13 protein-coding genes are annotated in these 15,817 nt (G+C 74.1%); 3 read left to right on the forward strand and 10 right to left on the reverse strand.

Annotated elements, in window-relative coordinates:
• Positions 1-143 precede the first annotated feature (143 nt).
• Both ACFWH7_RS12095 and ACFWH7_RS12100 read right to left on the reverse strand, forming a co-directional pair.
• Complete coding sequence (locus ACFWH7_RS12095) at positions 144-1,574, reverse strand: transglycosylase family protein (protein ID WP_378216755.1); 1,431 nt, start codon at positions 1,572-1,574, stop codon at positions 144-146.
• A gap of 332 nt (positions 1,575-1,906) precedes the next feature.
• Positions 1,907-2,926 (reverse strand): helix-turn-helix transcriptional regulator, encoded by a 1,020-nt coding sequence (locus tag ACFWH7_RS12100; protein ID WP_378216756.1) that lies wholly within the window; start codon positions 2,924-2,926, stop codon positions 1,907-1,909.
• 131 nt (positions 2,927-3,057) lie between these two features.
• Between ACFWH7_RS12100 and ACFWH7_RS12105 the strand changes: the two genes are divergently transcribed.
• Entirely contained in the window at positions 3,058-3,456 is a 399-nt protein-coding gene (locus ACFWH7_RS12105; protein WP_378216757.1) for a VOC family protein, read from the forward strand.
• 61 nt (positions 3,457-3,517) lie between these two features.
• Here the strand turns inward: ACFWH7_RS12105 and ACFWH7_RS12110 are convergent, their stop codons facing one another.
• From ACFWH7_RS12110 to ACFWH7_RS12140, 7 genes are all read right to left on the reverse strand, one after another.
• Positions 3,518-4,684 carry an aggregation-promoting factor C-terminal-like domain-containing protein gene (locus ACFWH7_RS12110; RefSeq protein WP_378216758.1) on the reverse strand — a complete coding sequence of 389 codons (1,167 nt, stop codon included), beginning with the start codon at positions 4,682-4,684 and terminating at the stop codon, positions 3,518-3,520.
• Between the two features lie 177 nt (positions 4,685-4,861).
• Positions 4,862-5,815, reverse strand: a complete 954-nt coding sequence (locus tag ACFWH7_RS12115) for a TatD family hydrolase (RefSeq protein WP_378216759.1) — start codon at positions 5,813-5,815, stop codon at positions 4,862-4,864.
• 2 nt (positions 5,816-5,817) lie between these two features.
• Entirely contained in the window at positions 5,818-7,611 is a 1,794-nt protein-coding gene (metG, locus tag ACFWH7_RS12120; RefSeq protein WP_378216760.1) for a methionine--tRNA ligase, read from the reverse strand.
• A gap of 125 nt (positions 7,612-7,736) precedes the next feature.
• The gene (locus tag ACFWH7_RS12125) at positions 7,737-9,053 is read right to left on the reverse strand and encodes an aggregation-promoting factor C-terminal-like domain-containing protein (RefSeq protein WP_378216761.1); all 1,317 of its coding nucleotides are present in this window, start codon (positions 9,051-9,053) and stop codon (positions 7,737-7,739) included.
• Positions 9,054-9,312: 259 nt separating this feature from the next.
• Entirely contained in the window at positions 9,313-10,566 is a 1,254-nt protein-coding gene (locus ACFWH7_RS12130) for a PQQ-dependent sugar dehydrogenase (RefSeq protein ID WP_378216762.1), read from the reverse strand.
• A 63-nt stretch (positions 10,567-10,629) separates the two neighbouring features.
• Positions 10,630-11,811 carry an aminotransferase class I/II-fold pyridoxal phosphate-dependent enzyme gene (locus tag ACFWH7_RS12135; protein ID WP_378216763.1) on the reverse strand — a complete coding sequence of 394 codons (1,182 nt, stop codon included), beginning with the start codon at positions 11,809-11,811 and terminating at the stop codon, positions 10,630-10,632.
• 123 nt (positions 11,812-11,934) lie between these two features.
• Complete coding sequence (locus tag ACFWH7_RS12140; RefSeq protein ID WP_378216764.1) at positions 11,935-12,405, reverse strand: MarR family winged helix-turn-helix transcriptional regulator; 471 nt, start codon at positions 12,403-12,405, stop codon at positions 11,935-11,937.
• A 129-nt stretch (positions 12,406-12,534) separates the two neighbouring features.
• Here ACFWH7_RS12140 and ACFWH7_RS12145 point away from each other — a divergent pair, with 129 nt between their 5' ends.
• Complete coding sequence (locus ACFWH7_RS12145) at positions 12,535-13,134, forward strand: isochorismatase family protein (RefSeq protein WP_378216765.1); 600 nt, start codon at positions 12,535-12,537, stop codon at positions 13,132-13,134.
• A 13-nt stretch (positions 13,135-13,147) separates the two neighbouring features.
• Here the strand turns inward: ACFWH7_RS12145 and rsmI are convergent, their stop codons facing one another.
• On the reverse strand, positions 13,148-14,038 hold the full coding sequence (rsmI, locus tag ACFWH7_RS12150; protein ID WP_378216766.1) for a 16S rRNA (cytidine(1402)-2'-O)-methyltransferase: 891 nt from the start codon (positions 14,036-14,038) through the stop codon (positions 13,148-13,150).
• Between the two features lie 34 nt (positions 14,039-14,072).
• On the opposite strand from rsmI, the gene ACFWH7_RS12155 reads away from it, so the two are divergent.
• Positions 14,073-15,815 (forward strand): dolichyl-phosphate-mannose--protein mannosyltransferase, encoded by a 1,743-nt coding sequence (locus ACFWH7_RS12155; protein ID WP_378216767.1) that lies wholly within the window; start codon positions 14,073-14,075, stop codon positions 15,813-15,815.
• Positions 15,816-15,817 lie beyond the last annotated feature (2 nt).

The raw sequence follows: 15,817 nt of genomic DNA on the forward strand, positions 1-15,817 counted from the left end.
GGGGGCCCTCTAACCACACACACCCCCCCCCGGGGGGGGGGGCGCGCGCGCCCCCGCGCGGGGGCCCCCCCGGGGGGGGGGCGCGCGCCCCCCCCCCCCTTCGCGGTGCGGCCGTCGGGCGGCCGCGAGTCCTTGCTACCGGGTCAGAGGAGACCCAGCTTGGCCGCGCAGGCGGGCCACTGGCCCCAGCCCGAGCGGGCCTGGAGCGCCTGGGCGCGCTGCGTCTGCTCGGCGGCCGAGGCCTCCGACGGGAGACCGGAGCCGCCCATGGCCTGCCACGTCGACAGCGAGAACTGGTAGAGGCCGTAGTAGCCGTTGCCCGTGTTCGTCGCGGGGTTGCCACCGGACTCGCACTGCGCGAGCGCACCCCAGACGCCGCCGGGGGCGGAGCCGAGGTTCGCGGCCGGCGCGGACGAGCCGCCCGACGACGACGAGGAGGACGACGACGACGAACGCTGCTGCGTCTCGGCCTTCGGCTGCGGCTTGGGGCGCTCCTTGGTGCCCTGCACGAGGATCTTGTTCACCGGGGGCGTGGTGACGCCCTCGGAGACGAGCTCGCGCGACTCCTCGGCACCGTCGACCGTCGTGACGCGGTGCACGGTCGTGTGGACGCCCTCGACACCCTCCTGCTTCACGACCGGGTCGAGGTCCTCGAAGCGGTTGGCGTCCTCCTCGGTGACCGTCTCGAACGGGACGGCCTTCTCGGTGGGCACCTCCTCGACCTTCACGCGCTGCACGACGAGCGAGACGGGCGCGGCGTCCGCCGCGGCCTCGTCGTCCTCGGTCGCGGCGGCGGTGGCGTCGGCGTCCGCGGCGGGGGCCGCCTCGGCGGCGGCATCGGCCTGGGCCGCGGCGATCTGGTCCGACTTCTCCACGTGGACGCGGTCGAGCTCGCCGAGCTGGATGCCCTGCTGGTCGAGGATCGCGTCGATGCCGATGCTGCCGTCGGGCGCGACCTTCGTCTCGCCGTCCGCGACGACGTTCACGGGGCCGTCCACGTCGAGGCGGATCGGGAGGGACGCGCGCTCGCCGGAGCGCGACGCCACGAGACGCACGTCGCTGCCGCGCGAGGCGAGGGTCGTCAGGGCCTCGTCCGCGTCGAGCGCGGTGAGCCAGACGGAGGACTGGGAGCCGTCGACCTGGACGGGCACCTCGCGCCCGTAGCGCACGACGACGTCGCCGCCGCCGCGCAGGGCCGAGTCGACGTCGGGCACGACGAGGTCGCGGTCGCCCACGGCGACGTCCTGCTCGGCGAGCAGGCCCTCGACGGACCCGGCGAAGGTCGTGACGGTGGTGATCTTGCCGTCCACGTCGAGCTCGACGGTCTTGCGCGCGTTGCCGTAGGCGACGGCGCCGGTCGCGAGGAGGACGACGGCGGTGGCGCCGGCCACGAGGGGCCAGCGGCGACGGCGGGTGGCGGTGCTCGCGGGGCTCTGGGGGCCCTCCGCGGGGCCGTCGGTGGTGGTCTCGAAGGGGGTCAGGGGGGTGTCGGCGCTCTCGGGGGCGCCGGCCGCGTCAGCGGTCCGGTGGAAGGGGTTCTTCACTCGGGTCCAGTCGTCGGGGGTCCCGGGCACGGGTGCTCGACGGCGCGTGGGCACCACCCGCGGCCCGCGGCGGACGTGCGTCCTCCGCGGCGGGCGCACACGTGCGTCCGCGGGTCTCGAGCGGCCGATCCGGCTGCCGGCGCCACCCCGGCGCCCCTTCCCCAGGGCCCGACGACGGCGCACCGCCCGCGTGGTCCGGGCACGTCTCCCTCGGTCCGTCCGGACCACAGGAGCATGCCGTTCGCGCGCGAGCGACGTTCGACCGTAACCGATCTGTTATCGAAGTCCAACCCCTGCGCCGCTAGACTGGGAGGTTCTGTCCTGATTTCTGGATGTATGTCACCGGCGCCTCCACGCGCTCCTCACCCGGCGTCACCGTCGGCGTCACTCGGGAAGCCGCCCTCCCCCGGCCCCCCGCGCTGCGATCCCCCACCCCCTGATCGCGCGGCGCGCGCCCCGACCCGCGCCAACGTCGCCGCGAGCTCGGGCGGACCGAGCACCGTGAGGTCGACGTCGAGGCCCAGCAGGAACCCCGCGAGCTGGGCGAGCGACGTCCCCCCGGTCTCGAGCACGCACGCGTCCGGTCCGTCGTCCACGAGCACTCCCGTTCCCGGCGCGATCCGGTCCGCCACGACGCTCGCCGGTGCGTGCAGGCGCACGCGCGCGGGGTGCGCCCACGCCATCGACCCCACGCCGCGGACCACGTGGGCGACCGCGTCGCCGCCCGGCACGGGGCGCGGAACGAAGCGCGGACCGCCCGGCGTGCGCAGGCTCAAGCGGTCCACGCGGAACGTGCGCCAGTCGTCGCGGTCGAGGTCGAACGCCAGCAGGTACCACCGCCGACCGACGTGGACGAGCCGGTACGGCTCGACCTCGCGGTGCGTCGTCGTGCCGTCGTGCGCCTCGTACTCGAGCCGCAGACCCGTCCGGGCGGCGAAGGCCGTCGCGACGTCGGCGAGCACCCGCGCGTCGACGGCCGGCCCGCCGACCGGCGCGCTCGCGACCGCGGCGCGCAGCGCGTCCGCCCGGGCGCGCAACCGGGCGGGCAGCACGGTGTCGAGCTTGACGAGCGCCCGGCGGGCGGCGTCCTCGGCGCCCGTGACCGACCCCGTGGCGGCCGCCCGCAGCGACACGGCGACGACGGCCGCCTCCTCGTCGTCGAGCAGGAGCGGCGGCAGCGCGGTCCCCGACCCGAGCCGGTAGCCGCCCGCGGCACCCGGCGCCGACCGGACCTCGTACCCGAGGATCCGCAGGCGCTCCACGTCGTTGCGGACGGTGCGGGTCGTGACGCCGAGCCGGTCCGCCAGCTCGGGACCGGACCACGTCGGTCGCGTCGGGAGGAGCGCCAGGAGGCGCAGGAGTCGCCCGGAGGTGTCCAGCACGCGTCTCATCCTGCCCGACAATGCGGAACCGCACGTTCCGCATGGGGTCCTACTGTCGTGGTGTCGGTCCTGCCAGGGACGCGACGACCACGACCCCGGGCGCACGCCCGGCCGACGACGAGGAGACCAGCATGCTGCGTGGGATGGCGACGCTGAACCTGTGGGCCGACGACCTGGAGGCGGCGTCCGCGTGGTACGCCGAGGTGCTCGGGATCGAGCCCTACTACGTGGTGCCGGGCGGGTACGTGGAGTTCCGCGTCGGCGACCGTCAGGACGAGCTCGGGATCATCGCCCGGTCGTGGTCGCCGCACCCGCAGCCGCAGACGCCCGGGGGCGTCATCGTGAACTGGCACGTCGACGACGTGCGCCACGCGTTCGCCCGGCTGCTCGCGCTCGGCGCGACCGAGTACGAGGGCGTCGTCGAGCGCGGGCAGGGCGAGGGCTTCGTCACGGCCTCGGTCGTGGACCCGTTCGGCAACGTGCTGGGGATCATGCAGAACCCGCACTACCTGGAGATGCTCGAGCGCTAGCCGATCTCCCGCCGACCTGCCCGGGCGCGGCGCCCGCGGACCGCGATCGCCGTGCCAGGCGTCAGTACCAACCCTTGGCCACGGAGTGGGACCACGCCGAGCACGGCGTGCCGTACCGACCCTCGATGTAGCCGAGGCCCCACGTGATCTGGGTCGCCGGGTTGGTGCGCCAGTCGGCCCCGGCGCTCGACATCTTGGACCCGGGCAGCGCCTGCGGGATCCCGTAGGCGCTCGAGCTCGGGTTGTCGGCGTCGACCCGCCAGTTGCTCTCCTTGGTCCAGAGCTTGTCGAGGCAGACGAACTGGTCGTCGCCCCAGCCGCGCTGAGCGGCGAGCGACCGGCCGATGGCACGTGCCGAGCCCGGGTCCACCGAGACGGAGATGTCCATCGTCCCGATCTTGATGATCTCGTTCCGCGGCTCGGTCGTGACCGTGCGCGTGAGGACCGTGCGCGAGACCTCGGCGCCGCCGAGCGTCTGGACGGCGTACGTCGTGGTCGCCTCGCCCACGCGGCCGGACTGGACGACCACCCGGTGCCCCTTCGGCAGGTTCGGGTCCTCGACCTCCTCCGTGGCGAAGGGCAGCACCTCGGTGACGGTCGTCGCCGACGCCGCGGCCCGGCTCACGAGGACGAGCATTCCGTCGACCGCGGCCGCGTCGAGCGGCGCGGACGTGCTGTCGCCCTCGGCGAGCACGATGCCGGCCGTCGCGAGGACGCCGCGCACCGTGGGCTCCGCCGTCGTGATGGGCATGACCGCGCCGTCGACGGCGACGTGCACCGTCTTGAGCGTGGAGACCCGGATCGGGTCGCGACCGAGCGCCTGCGTGCGGGACACCTCGGTCACGGCTCCCTCGGCACGCGGCCCGAGGTAGGTGAGGAGCTCCCCGACGGTGCGCGCGGTCGTCGAGATCGTCTGGACCTGGCCGTCGATCTCGATCGTCACGTCGTGGCTCGACCGGACGACGATCGTGCTGCCGTCCCGCGCGGGGTCCGTCAGACCGGGCTCGACGAGGTCCTCCGCGCCGACCGCGACGTCCTGGTAGTCGAGCACCTCGGCGACCGTGCGCCCGTACGCGGAGACGTCGTGCAGCTCGCCGTCGACGTCGAGCGTGACGCTCTTCTGGAGCGAGGCGAACGCACCGGTGACGACCACCAGGCTCGCGACGACGACGCCCTGGGCCGCCAGCCGTTGCAGGCGCCGGCGACCGGTTCCGTCAGGTGCGAGCACGCGCGCGGTCCCTTCTGCGGGGAAGCAGCCCTCGGCGACCGCCGGGGGCGAGGTGGGGCACGTCGTCGGCGCACGGCGCGCGACGCACGGACCCGACCGTAGCCGAAACGTGACCCAGGACGAAACCTCCGGTTCGCCCGGAACGGGCGGTGACGGGTGGCGCCCCGCCGGCCCGCGTCACCAGGGCCCGTAGACCGCGACGGACGTCGCGGCGAGGCGCTCGCACACGTCCGCGAGCGGCAGGTCCACGACCTCGGCGACCGTACGCACGGTCGTCGGCAGCACGTACGGGGCGTTCGGACGGCCCCGGTACGGGTGCGGCGTGAGGTAGGGCGCGTCCGTCTCGACCAGCACCTGCCCGAGCGGGACCTCCCGCAAGGCAGCACGCAGCTCGTCGTTCGCGCGGAACGTCACCGGGCCGGCGAACGACAGGTACCAGCCCTGCTGCGCGCAGAACCGGGCCATCGCCGCGTCGCCCGAGTAGCAGTGGAACACCGTGCGCTCCGGTGCGCCGTCCCGCGCGAGCACGTCGAGCACCTCGGCGTGCGCGTCGCGGTCGTGGATCTGCAGCGCGAGACCCAGCTCCTTCGCGAGCGCGACGTGCGCCCGGAACGCCTCGCGCTGTACGGCCTCGCCTTGCGGCCCTGTACGGAACAGGTCCATGCCCGTCTCGCCGATCGCCCGCACGCGGTCGTTCGCGCGCGCGATCGCCGCGATCTCGGCGACGGCGTCGTCGAGGGGGACGTCGTGGTGCGGCCGCGGGTCGGGCTCGAGCCCGTCCGGCCCGACCTCGCGGACCCCGCCGTGCAGCACCGCCTCGTTCGGGTGGATCGCGACGGCGCCGAGCAGCCGTCCGACGCCCTGCTCGGCGGCCGACGTCGTGTCCCATGCCGCGAGGTCACCGCGCAGCAGGGCGTCCGTCCAGCGGGCGGCGGGCAGGTCGCACCCGACCTGCACGACCCGGTCGACTCCCACGGCCGCCGCCCGCGCGAGGTGGTCCGTGACGCTCGGGGCGGGGACGTCGTCGGGCAGCACGTGCCCGATCGAGTCGAGGTGGGTGTGGTTGTCCACGACCGGGACGGGCAGCGGCTCCGGGTCGGGCGGCCACCCGCGCTCGCGCTGCTTCGCCACGGTCAGGCGGTCTCGCGCAGGCGGTCGAGCTCCTCCTCGACGATCGAGTCGTCGAGCTTGGTGAACACCGGCGTCGGCTTGCCGACCGGGGTGCCCGGCACGACCGGCTTGGGCTCCCAGGTCGCCAGACCCTCGGCGCGGTAGTCGCCCGTGATGATCGGGTAGTGGCGCGACTCGTCGTCGAGGTCGGTCACCTCGTCGATGCGCGGCTGCGGCGCGATGGTGCCCGTGCCGCCGAACGCCTCGTGCACCTGCTGCGCCGAGTGCGGCAGGAACGGCGACAGGATCGTGTTGAGGTCGCTCACCGCCTGGGTCACGGTGTGCAGCACGGTCGCGAGCCGGTCCGGGTCGGTCTTGAGCTTCCAGGGCTCGGTGTCCGACACGTACTTGTTCACCTCGCCGACCGTCTTCATCGCCTCCGCGACGGCCGCGCGCTGGCGGTGCGTCGCGATGAGCTCCCCCACGCGCCCGAACGCGGTCGTCGTCGTGGCGAGGACGCCCTCGTCGATCGGCTGGCGCTGACCCGGCTCCGGGATGGCCCCGAAGTTCTTGTGCACGAGGTTCGCCGTGCGGTTCACGAGGTTGCCCCAGCCGGCGACGAGCTCGTCGTTCGTGCGGCGCTGGAAGTCCGCCCACGTGAAGTCGACGTCCTGCGTCTCCGGGCCCGCCGACGCGACGTAGTACCGGAACGCGTCCGGCTGGTAGCGGGCCAGCATGTCGCGCACGTAGATCACGACGCCGCGCGACGAGGAGAACTTCTGCCCCTCGACGTTGAGGAACTCGCTCGACACGACCTCCGTCGGGAGCTGGAGGTTCCCGTACGCACCCGGCGCCCCGCCCTTGCTCCCCCGGCCGTCGTAGCCGAGCAGCTCGGCCGGCCAGATCTGGGAGTGGAACGTGATGTTGTCCTTGCCCATGAAGTAGTACGAGCGGGCCTCGGGGTCGTTCCAGAACGCGCGCCACGCGTCCGGGTCGCCGCTGCGCCGCGCCCACTCGATCGACGCCGACAGGTAGCCGATCACCGCGTCGAACCACACGTAGAGACGCTTGCTCGAGTTCTCCTCCCACCCGGGCAGCGGGACCGGGATGCCCCAGTCGATGTCGCGCGTCATGGCGCGCGGGCGCACGTCGTCGAGCAGGTTGAGCGAGAACTTCAGGACGTTCGGGCGCCACTCGGTGCGCGTGCGCAGCCAGTCCCCCAGCGCGTCGACGAACGCGGGCAGGTCGAGGAAGAAGTGGTTCGACTCGACGAACTTGGGCGTCTCGCCGTTGATGCGGCTGTGCGGGTTGATGAGGTCGATCGCGTCGAGCTGGTTGCCGCAGTTGTCGCACTGGTCGCCGCGCGCGCCGTCGTAGCCGCAGATGGGGCACGTGCCCTCGATGTAGCGGTCCGGCAGCGTGCGGCCCGTCGACGGCGAGATCGCGCCCATGGTCGTCTGCTCGACCATGTACCCGTTCTTGTGGACCGTGCGGAACATCTCCTGCACGACGGCGTAGTGGTTGCGCGTCGTGGTCCGCGTGAACAGGTCGTAGGACAGCCCGAGCTGGTGCAGGTCCTCGACGATGACGCGGTTGTACCGGTCCGCGAGCTCCTGCGGGCTCACGCCCTCCTTGTCCGCCTGCACGAGGATGGGCGTCCCGTGCTCGTCGGTGCCCGAGACCATGAGGACGTCGTGACCCGCCATCCGCATGTGCCGGCTGAAGACGTCCGACGGGACACCGAAACCTGCGACGTGGCCGATGTGGCGCGGCCCGTTGGCATACGGCCACGCCACGGCCGAGAGGATGTGGGTCATGCGGGCGATCTTAGTCGGCCCGCGCAGCGCGCCGTGGGGTCGTCTCGGGGCGCCGGACGACGACGGGCCCGCGACCTCGGAGGTCGCGGGCCCGTCCGGAGCCGGTCCGCTCGGTAGATCCGTGCTCAGTACCAGTTGGTCGCCTGCGAGTGGGACCACGCGCCGCACGGCGAGCCGTACGAGCCGGCGATGTAGTCCAGGCCCCACGCGATCTGCGTCGCGGGGTTGGTCGCCCAGTCGGCGCCCTTGCTGGCCATCTTCGAGCCGGGCAGCGACTGCGGGATGCCGTAGGCGCTCGACGTCGGGTTGTCCGCCCTCGGGTTCCAGTTGGACTCCTTGGTCCACAGCTTCTCGAGGCACGTCCACTGCGACCCGGTCCAGCCGCGCTCGGCGGCCATGAGCTGCCCCAGCGCGCGGGGGTCCTTGGGCCGCTCCTTGGTCCCCTTGACGACGACCTGGTCGACCGGGGCGGTCGTGACCTCCTGGGTCAGCTGCTCGCGCGACTCCTCCACACCGTCCACGAGGGTCACCTCGAAGGTCGTCGTGGTGACGCCGTCGGCACCCTTCTGCGAGACGACCGCCGGGTCGTCGCTGTACCGCGCGGCGTTCGCCTTCTCGACGGTCTCGTGGGGCACGGGGGTCGTGGTCTGCTGCTGCTCGACGACGACGCGCTGGACGACGAGCGAGACCGTCGGGGCACCCGGCTCGGGGGCCTCGACGCGCTGGACGCTCACACGGTCGAGCTCGCCGAGCTCGATGCCCTGCTGCTCGAGGATCGCGGGGACGCCGACGCTGCCGTCGGGGGCGACGTTCGTCTCACCGTCCGCGACGACGTTCACCGGGCCGTCGGTGTCGAGGCGCAGGTCGAGCGACGCGCGCTCTCCCGACCGCGATGCGACGAGGCGCACGTCGCCCCCGCGCTCGGCGAGGGTCTTCAGCGCCTCGTCCGCGTCGAGCGCGGTGAGCCAGACGTCGGACTGCTCACCGTCGGTCTGGACGGTGACCTGCTTGCCGAGGCGCACCACGACCTCGTCACCGTCGTCGAGGGCCGACGCGGGGTCGGGCGCGACCTGGTCGCGCGCACCGACCTCGATCCCGGCGGCGTCGAGCGCGCCGGACACCGAGCCGGCGAGCGTGCTGACGGTGGTCAGCTCGCCGTCGACGTCGATCGTGACGGTCTTGCTGGCCTCGCCGTACGCGACGGCGCCGGAGCCGACGAGCGCGACGGCGGTGGCCGCCGTGACGATCGACCAGCGGCGGCGGCGCGTGGTGCGCAGCGTCCGCGCGGAGCGGGCGGCGCGACGGCTGGGCGTCTCGGAGGTCTCCGGGGTGGTCTCGGTGGGTGCGGCGTCCGAGGTCACGGTCTCGACGTCACGGTTCTGGGGCGCGCGGAAGCGGAAGGGGTTGTGCACTCTGGTCCAGTCGTCGGGGGTCCCGGGCACGGGGGTCGACGGCGCACGCGCGCCCCGGGGCGTCCCGCGCCGCGGCGCGGGCGTCACCCGGTTCGACCAGCCGATCCGGCCGTCCTGCGGACCCCCGGCACCCTGGGTGCTCTACGGAGACCGCGCCCCACGGCCGGCCAATACACCTGTCCCCGGTGAGCGGCAACGCGAGACACTCGACCGTAACCGATTCGTTATCACGCTCCAAACCGACTGGTCAGCCCGCGGATCACGAACCGAGCCTGCGGGTCGTGCCGGGTCACCCCGCCGGCGTCACCGCGACCCGGAGCAGCCGGTCGTCGCCGTCGCGTGGGTCTCCCCGCCCGTCGGTGTTGTTGGTCAGCACGTACAGCACGGAGCTCCCGTCGTCCCCGAGCGGCGTCGCCGGGTCCACGAGGACGGCGCGCAGCCGACCCCGGTCCGTGAGCACGGCCTGGGGCGAGCCGAACGCGTCGGCCGACTCCCCGCCGTCGGGCGACGCGAACGGCACGCGCCACAGCGTCTGGCCCCGCAGACCCGCCAGGTACGCACCCTCGCGGGTCACGGCCAGCCCGCTCGGCGAGGCGTCCGACGTCGACCACGTCGCCACCGGGTCGACGAACCCCGAGCCGACGCCGCCCTCCCCCTCCACCTCCGGCCAGCCGTAGTTCCCGCCGGGCACGACGACGTTGAGCTCGTCGAACGTGTCCTGCCCGAACTCCGACGCGAGCATGCGGCCCGTCACGTCCCACGCCACGCCCTGGACGTTGCGGTGGCCGAGGCTCCACACCGGCGAGGCCGCATCAGGGTTCCCCGGTGCCGGATCCCCGTCCACCGTCAGGCGCAGGATCTTGCCGTTCAGCGCACCCGCGTCCTGCGCCGCGCCGCGCTGCTGCGCGTCCCCCGTCGTCACGTACAGGTAGCCGTCCGGCCCGAACGCGAGCCGGCCGCCGTCGTGCGTGGACGCCGCGGGGATGCCCTGGAGGATCGGGGTGAGGACCGACAGCTCGCGACCGGCGAGCGTCCCCCGCAGGACCTCGTTGCCGCCGGGGGCGGTCCGGTAGACGAACACCTCCCCCGGTGCCGCGCCGCCCTCGGGCCCGACCGCGACCCCGAGCAGACCCGACTCGCCCGTCGCGACCGTGCCGTCGCGCAGGTCGTCCGCGCCCGGTCCCGTGACCGGTTCGACGGCACCCGTCGCCGGGTCCACGACGACGAGCCCGCGCTCGTCGCGCAGCGAGACGAGCAGCGTCCCGTCCGCGAGCGCCGCGAGCCCCCACGGCGCGGGCAGCTCGGTCGCCACCTCGGTCACGTCCACCCGCACCTCGGGCACGTCGACGAGGCCGGGCTCCGGCGCGGGCTCCGGCGTGGTCGTCTCCGCGGGTTCGCTCGGCTCTGCGGTGGCCGTCGTGACCGACGGGCCCGGGGCCGGCTCCGGACCGTCGTCGGGCGTGCACGCCGCCAGCAGCACGACGGCGACCCCCGCCGCGGCCGCGAGTCTCGCCCGACGCGCGGCCGTCCGGTTCGTGGGCATGCGCCCATCGTCGCGCGCCGCGGGCGTCGTCGCACGTGCCACGGCGCCGGGGGGCCTCGACCGTCAGAGGCGGGTGAGACCGCGCTTGAGACCGCGGATCGCCTGGCCGATGCGGTGCTCGTTCTCGATGAGCGCGAACCGCACGAACTCGTCGCCGCCGGGGCCGAACCCGACGCCCGGGGACACGGCGACGTCGCACTCCTCGACGAGGTGCGTCGCGAACTCGATCGAGCCCATGTCGCGGTAGGGCTCGGGGATGCGGGCCCACGCGAACATCGTGCCGCCGGGCTTGTGGATGTCCCAGCCGATGCGCTGGAGGCCGTCGTACAGGGCGTCGCGACGCGACTCGTAGACGGACGAGATCTCCTGCGGGAACTCCGTCGCCTCGTTGAGCGTCACGGTCGCGGCGATCTGGATGGGCTGGAACGTGCCGTAGTCGAGGTAGCTCTTGAGCTTGGCGAGCGCCCCGACGACGTCCCGGCGCCCCACGAGGAACGCGACGCGCCAGCCCGCCATGGAGAACGACTTCGTCATCGAGTACAGCTCGACCGCGACCTCGCGCGCGCCCTCGCACTCCATGATCGACGGCGGCTCGAACCCGTCGAACGTCATGTCGGCGTACGCGAGGTCGTGCACGAGCACGACGTCCTTGTCCCGGGCCCAGTCGACGAGGCGCTGGAGGTCCTCCTTGGTCGCGACCGTCGTCGTCGGGTTGTGCGGGAACGACAGCACGACGACGCGCGGCTTGGGCCAGCCCAACTCCCACGCCTCGATGATGCGGTCGATGTACCCCGCGGCGTCGGTCCCGTCGCCGATGGGGACCTGGCGCGCGTCGGCGCCCGCGAAGTAGGGGCCCCAGATGTGGATGGGGTAGCTCGGGGTCGGGACGAGCGCGACGTCGCCCGGCTGGAGCAGCACCCACATGAGGTGGCTGAAGCCCTCCTTGGCGCCGATGGTCGAGATGATCTCGGTGTCCGGGTCGAGGCTCACGCCGAACCGGCGCTGGTACAGGCCCGCGACGGCCTCGCGGAGCTTGGGGATGCCGCGCGACGCGGAGTAGCGGTGGTTGCGCGAGTTCTGCGCGGCCTCGGCGAGCTTGTCCACCGCGATCTGCGGGCTGGGCAGGTCGGGGTTGCCGAACCCGAGGTCGACGACGTCGCGCCCTGCTCGGCGTGCCTCGATCTTGAGCCCGTCGATGATCGTGAAGACGTAGGGCGGCAGACCGGGGATCCGGCGGAACTCCATCGCAGTGCTCCAGCTCTGTGCGGCGCTCCCGCGCGCGGGGGTGCGCGCGGGTCGCGGGTCTCGCAGGGTACGCCTGCTGTCAGACGCCGCGGCGCCCCGTCTCGCGACCGACCGGCTCCCCGGTCAGCCGGTCCAGCCGAGGTTGCGTGCCATGCGCTCGAGCGTCGCGACCGTGCGGGCATACTCCTCGCGGCTCACGCCCTCGGCGACGCGCTCGCGCGCGAGCGACACGGCGTCGAGCAGGTCGTGGTACGCGTGGTTGCCGGCGACCGTCACGGACAGCCGACCGGAGCCGTCGCGCGCGACCCAGCCCCGCCGCACGAGGTCGTCGATCTCCGCCGTCACGGCGCTGGCCCCGTGCCCCGCCGCCGCCCCGGTGAAGGGCGAGAGGACGCCGTCGACGCTCGTCTCCTCGCTCACGCCGTCCCGGATGGTGTTGAGCACCTGCCAGTGCCGGCGCGTGAGCCCCGAGTGCTGGAACACGCCGTCGAGGCTCTCGTCGATGAGCCGGTCCACGAGCTTGAGCCAGTACCCGATGGGCCGCTCCGGCGTGCCGGCCGGAGGGGTCGCGGCGGGCGTCGGGTCGTCGCTCATCGGGTCCTCCCGGGTGCTCGGGTCACGGCTGCCCCCACTCTCGCACCCGCGCGCGGGACGCGCCCGGCGGGCCCGGCGCCTCACTGGTGAGCTCCCCCACGCCCCCGTCCTGGGTGGCAGAGTGGGCGCATGAGCGAGAACACTCCCGCGGTGCGCCGCGCGCTGATCGTCGTCGACGTCCAGCCCACGTTCTGCGAGGGCGGGGAGCTGGGGGTCGAGGGCGGGAACGCCGTCGCGCAGCGGATCGCCGACCACGCGCGCGACCACCGCGACGCCTACGACCTCGTCGTCACGACCCAGGACTGGCACGTCGACCCCGGCGAGCACTGGAGCCCGGACCCCGACTTCGTCGACACGTGGCCCCCGCACGGGATCGCGGGCACCCCGAACGCCGAGCTGCACCCCGCGCTGGCCGACCTCGCGCCCGACGCCGGGGTCAAGAAGGGCGAGTACCAGGCCGCGTACTCCGGGTTCGAGGGGGTCGACGTCGGCGGCCGGCCGCTCGCGGACGTCCTGCGCGACGCCGGGATCGAGGCGGTCGACGTCGTCGGCATCGCCGAGTCGCACTGCGTGCGCGCGACGGCGCTCGACGCCCACGCCCTCGGGCTGGCCACCCGGGTCCTCACCGACCTCACCGTGCCGGTCACGCCCGAGCTGGGCGCCGCGGCGCGCGAGGAGCTCGCGGCGGCAGGCGTCGCGCTCGAGCCGAGCACCGCCGTCGAGCGCTGACGGTCCCGCCGCCTCAGCGGCGGCGCGCCTCCAGGGCCGCCGCGTAGAGGTCACGCTTCGCGACCCCCGCGTCCTGGGCGACGTCCGCGACGACCTCCTTGAGCCGCTCGCCGCCGTCGACGCGCGCGAGCACGCCCGGGACGAGCTCGGGGAGCGGGACCGGACCGCGCGGCGGCGCACCGCCGACCACGACGCAGATCTCCCCGCGGAGCTGCTCCTCGGCGGCGCGCTCCGCGAGCTCGCCGAGAGGCCCGCGCAGCACCTCCTCGTACGTCTTGGTGAGCTCGCGCGCGACGGCGGCCGGCCGGTCCGCGCCGAACCCCACGGCCATCGCGGCGAGCGTCTCCGCCACGCGGTGCGGCGCCTCGAAGAAGACGAGCGTGCGCGGCTCGTCGGCGAGCGCGGCGAGCGCGCGCGACCGGTCGCCCGCCTTGCGCGGCAGGAAGCCCTCGAAGCAGAAGCGGTCCGTCGGGAGCCCCGAGAGCGCGAGTGCGGTGAGGACGGCGCTCGGCCCGGGGGCCGTCGTGACGGGGACCCCGCGCTCGACCGCGCGCGCCACGACGCGGAAGCCGGGGTCGGACACGCTCGGCATGCCCGCGTCGGACACGACGAGCACCGTCCCGCCGCCGTCGACGACGTCGAGCAGGTCGTCCGCGCGGTCGGACTCGTTGTGCTCGTGGAAGCTGAGGACGCGCCCGCCGACCTGCACGCCCAGCCGGCCGGCGAGCGCGTGCAGGCGGCGCGTGTCCTCCGCCGCGACGACGTCGGCCTCCGCGAGCAGCCGCCGCAGCCGCAGGCTCGCGTCCTCCGCGTTGCCGATCGGGGTGCCGCCCAGCACCAGGTGCCCGGCCTCCCGCGGGGTCGTGGGCCGGTCGGCGTCGGGCGCGTCGGTCGAGGAGGACATGGCTCCCAGGGTTCCACACCCGTGTGCCCCTACGATGGCCAGCGTGTCCCAGCCGCCCGCCGACGCGCACCCCGGACCCCGGCACGCGACCGACGTCCCCGACGCGTCGGCCCAGCCGTCCGACGTCGAGCCCGACGGCATCCCCTCGGGCGCCGACACGTCGCCCGCGCCCCTCGAGCAGGACGCCGACGACGCGCCCGCCCTGACCCACCGCGAGCGCCTCCTGCTCGCTCTGCTCGGGCCCCGCCGTCTGGCGCTCGGCGCGACCGCGCACGACCGGCTGTGGGGGTGGCTCGGGGTCGCGATCGTCGCCGTCGTCGCGGCGGTGCTGCGGCTGTGGAACCTCGGCCGACCGGGCACGCTCGTGTTCGACGAGACGTACTACGTCAAGCAGGCGTGGACGCTGCTCCAGGTCGGGTACGAGGCCGACTGGCCCGAGGAGCCCAACCCGGCGTTCGAGGCCGGCGACGTGAACTCGTTCCTCCCGACGGCCGACTACGTGGTCCACCCCCCGCTCGGCAAGTGGATGATCGCGCTCGGCATGAAGGCGTTCGGCGGGGCGGAGAACCCGTGGTCGTGGCGCATCGCGTCCGCGGTCGTGGGGGTGGTCGCCGTCGTGCTCGTGGCGCGGATCGCCCGGCGCCTTCTCGCCTCGACGGCGATGGGGATCGTCGCGGGCGCGCTCATGGCCGTGGACGGCGAGGCGATCGTGCACTCCCGCACGGGTCTGCTCGACAACATGCTCATGATCTGGGTGCTCGTCGCGTTCGGGTGCCTGCTGCTCGACCGCGAGCAGGCGCGACGCCGGCTCGCGGACCGCTGCGGGGCGATCCTCGACGCGGGCGGGAGGATCGGGCGCTACGGGCCCGGGCTCGGGTGGCGGTGGTGGCGCTTCGCGGCGGCCGTCGCGCTGGGCCTCGCGTGCGGGGTCAAGTGGTCCGGGCTGTACTTCCTCGCGGTCTTCGCCGTCGTGTCGGTGCTGTGGGACGCGACGGCGCGCCGCACCGCGGGCGTCGGGCGCTGGTGGGAGGACGCGCTCGTGCGCGACGCGGTCCCGGCCGCGCTCGTCATGCTCCCCACGGCGGCGCTCGCCTACCTCGCGTCCTGGACGTCGTGGTTCCGGTCCCCCGGCGCGTACATGCGCCAGTGGGCGCTCGACCACCCCGGCGAGGGGGTCCAGTGGCTCCCGCCCGGCCTGCGGTCGCTGTGGGAGTACCACCTCAAGATGTGGGACTTCCACAACGGGCTCACGTCCGAGCACACGTACGAGGCGCACCCGCTCGGGTGGATCCTCCAGTGGCGCCCCACGTCGTTCTACTGGCGCTCCTACGACCCCGGCGAGGCCGGGTGCGAGGTCGAGCGGTGCGCCCGCGCGATCACGTCGCTCGGCAACCCCGTGCTGTGGTGGACGGCGGCCCTCGCGATCCTCGTCGCGCTCTACGCGCTCGTGCGGCTCAAGGACTGGCGCGCGCTCGCCGTGCTCAGCGGCGTCGTCGCCGGGTGGGCGCCGTGGTTCCTCTACGCCGAGCGGACCATCTTCACGTTCTATTCGATCGTCTTCACGCCGTGGGTCGTGCTCACGCTCGTCTACGCGATGACGCTCGCGCTCGAACGCACCGAGCACCGCCCGGGCGCGCGGGCGCGCGTGAAGGTGGGGCTCACGGTCCTGCTCACGACGATCGGCGCCGTCAGCGTGTTCTTCTACCCGATCTGGACGGCGTGGCAGGTGCCGTACTGGTTCTGGCGCCTGCACATGTGGCTGCCCACCTGGATCTGACG

The organism is Cellulosimicrobium cellulans (assembly GCF_042723955.1).
Lineage (GTDB): Bacteria > Actinomycetota > Actinomycetes > Actinomycetales > Cellulomonadaceae > Cellulosimicrobium > Cellulosimicrobium cellulans_H.

What these genes read in the sequence shown, in the direction of transcription:
- ACFWH7_RS12105 (WP_378216757.1), top strand. Translation starts at nt 3,058, where the DNA reads ATGCTGCGTGGGATGGCGACGCTGAACCTGTGGGCCGACGACCTGGAG.
- metG (WP_378216760.1), bottom strand. Translation starts at nt 7,611, where the DNA reads ATGACCCACATCCTCTCGGCCGTGGCGTGGCCGTATGCCAACGGGCCG.
- ACFWH7_RS12130 (WP_378216762.1), bottom strand. Translation starts at nt 10,566, where the DNA reads ATGCCCACGAACCGGACGGCCGCGCGTCGGGCGAGACTCGCGGCCGCG.
- ACFWH7_RS12135 (WP_378216763.1), bottom strand. Translation starts at nt 11,811, where the DNA reads ATGGAGTTCCGCCGGATCCCCGGTCTGCCGCCCTACGTCTTCACGATC.
- ACFWH7_RS12140 (WP_378216764.1), bottom strand. Translation starts at nt 12,405, where the DNA reads ATGAGCGACGACCCGACGCCCGCCGCGACCCCTCCGGCCGGCACGCCG.
- ACFWH7_RS12145 (WP_378216765.1), top strand. Translation starts at nt 12,535, where the DNA reads ATGAGCGAGAACACTCCCGCGGTGCGCCGCGCGCTGATCGTCGTCGAC.
- rsmI (WP_378216766.1), bottom strand. Translation starts at nt 14,038, where the DNA reads ATGTCCTCCTCGACCGACGCGCCCGACGCCGACCGGCCCACGACCCCG.
- ACFWH7_RS12155 (WP_378216767.1), top strand. Translation starts at nt 14,073, where the DNA reads ATGGCCAGCGTGTCCCAGCCGCCCGCCGACGCGCACCCCGGACCCCGG.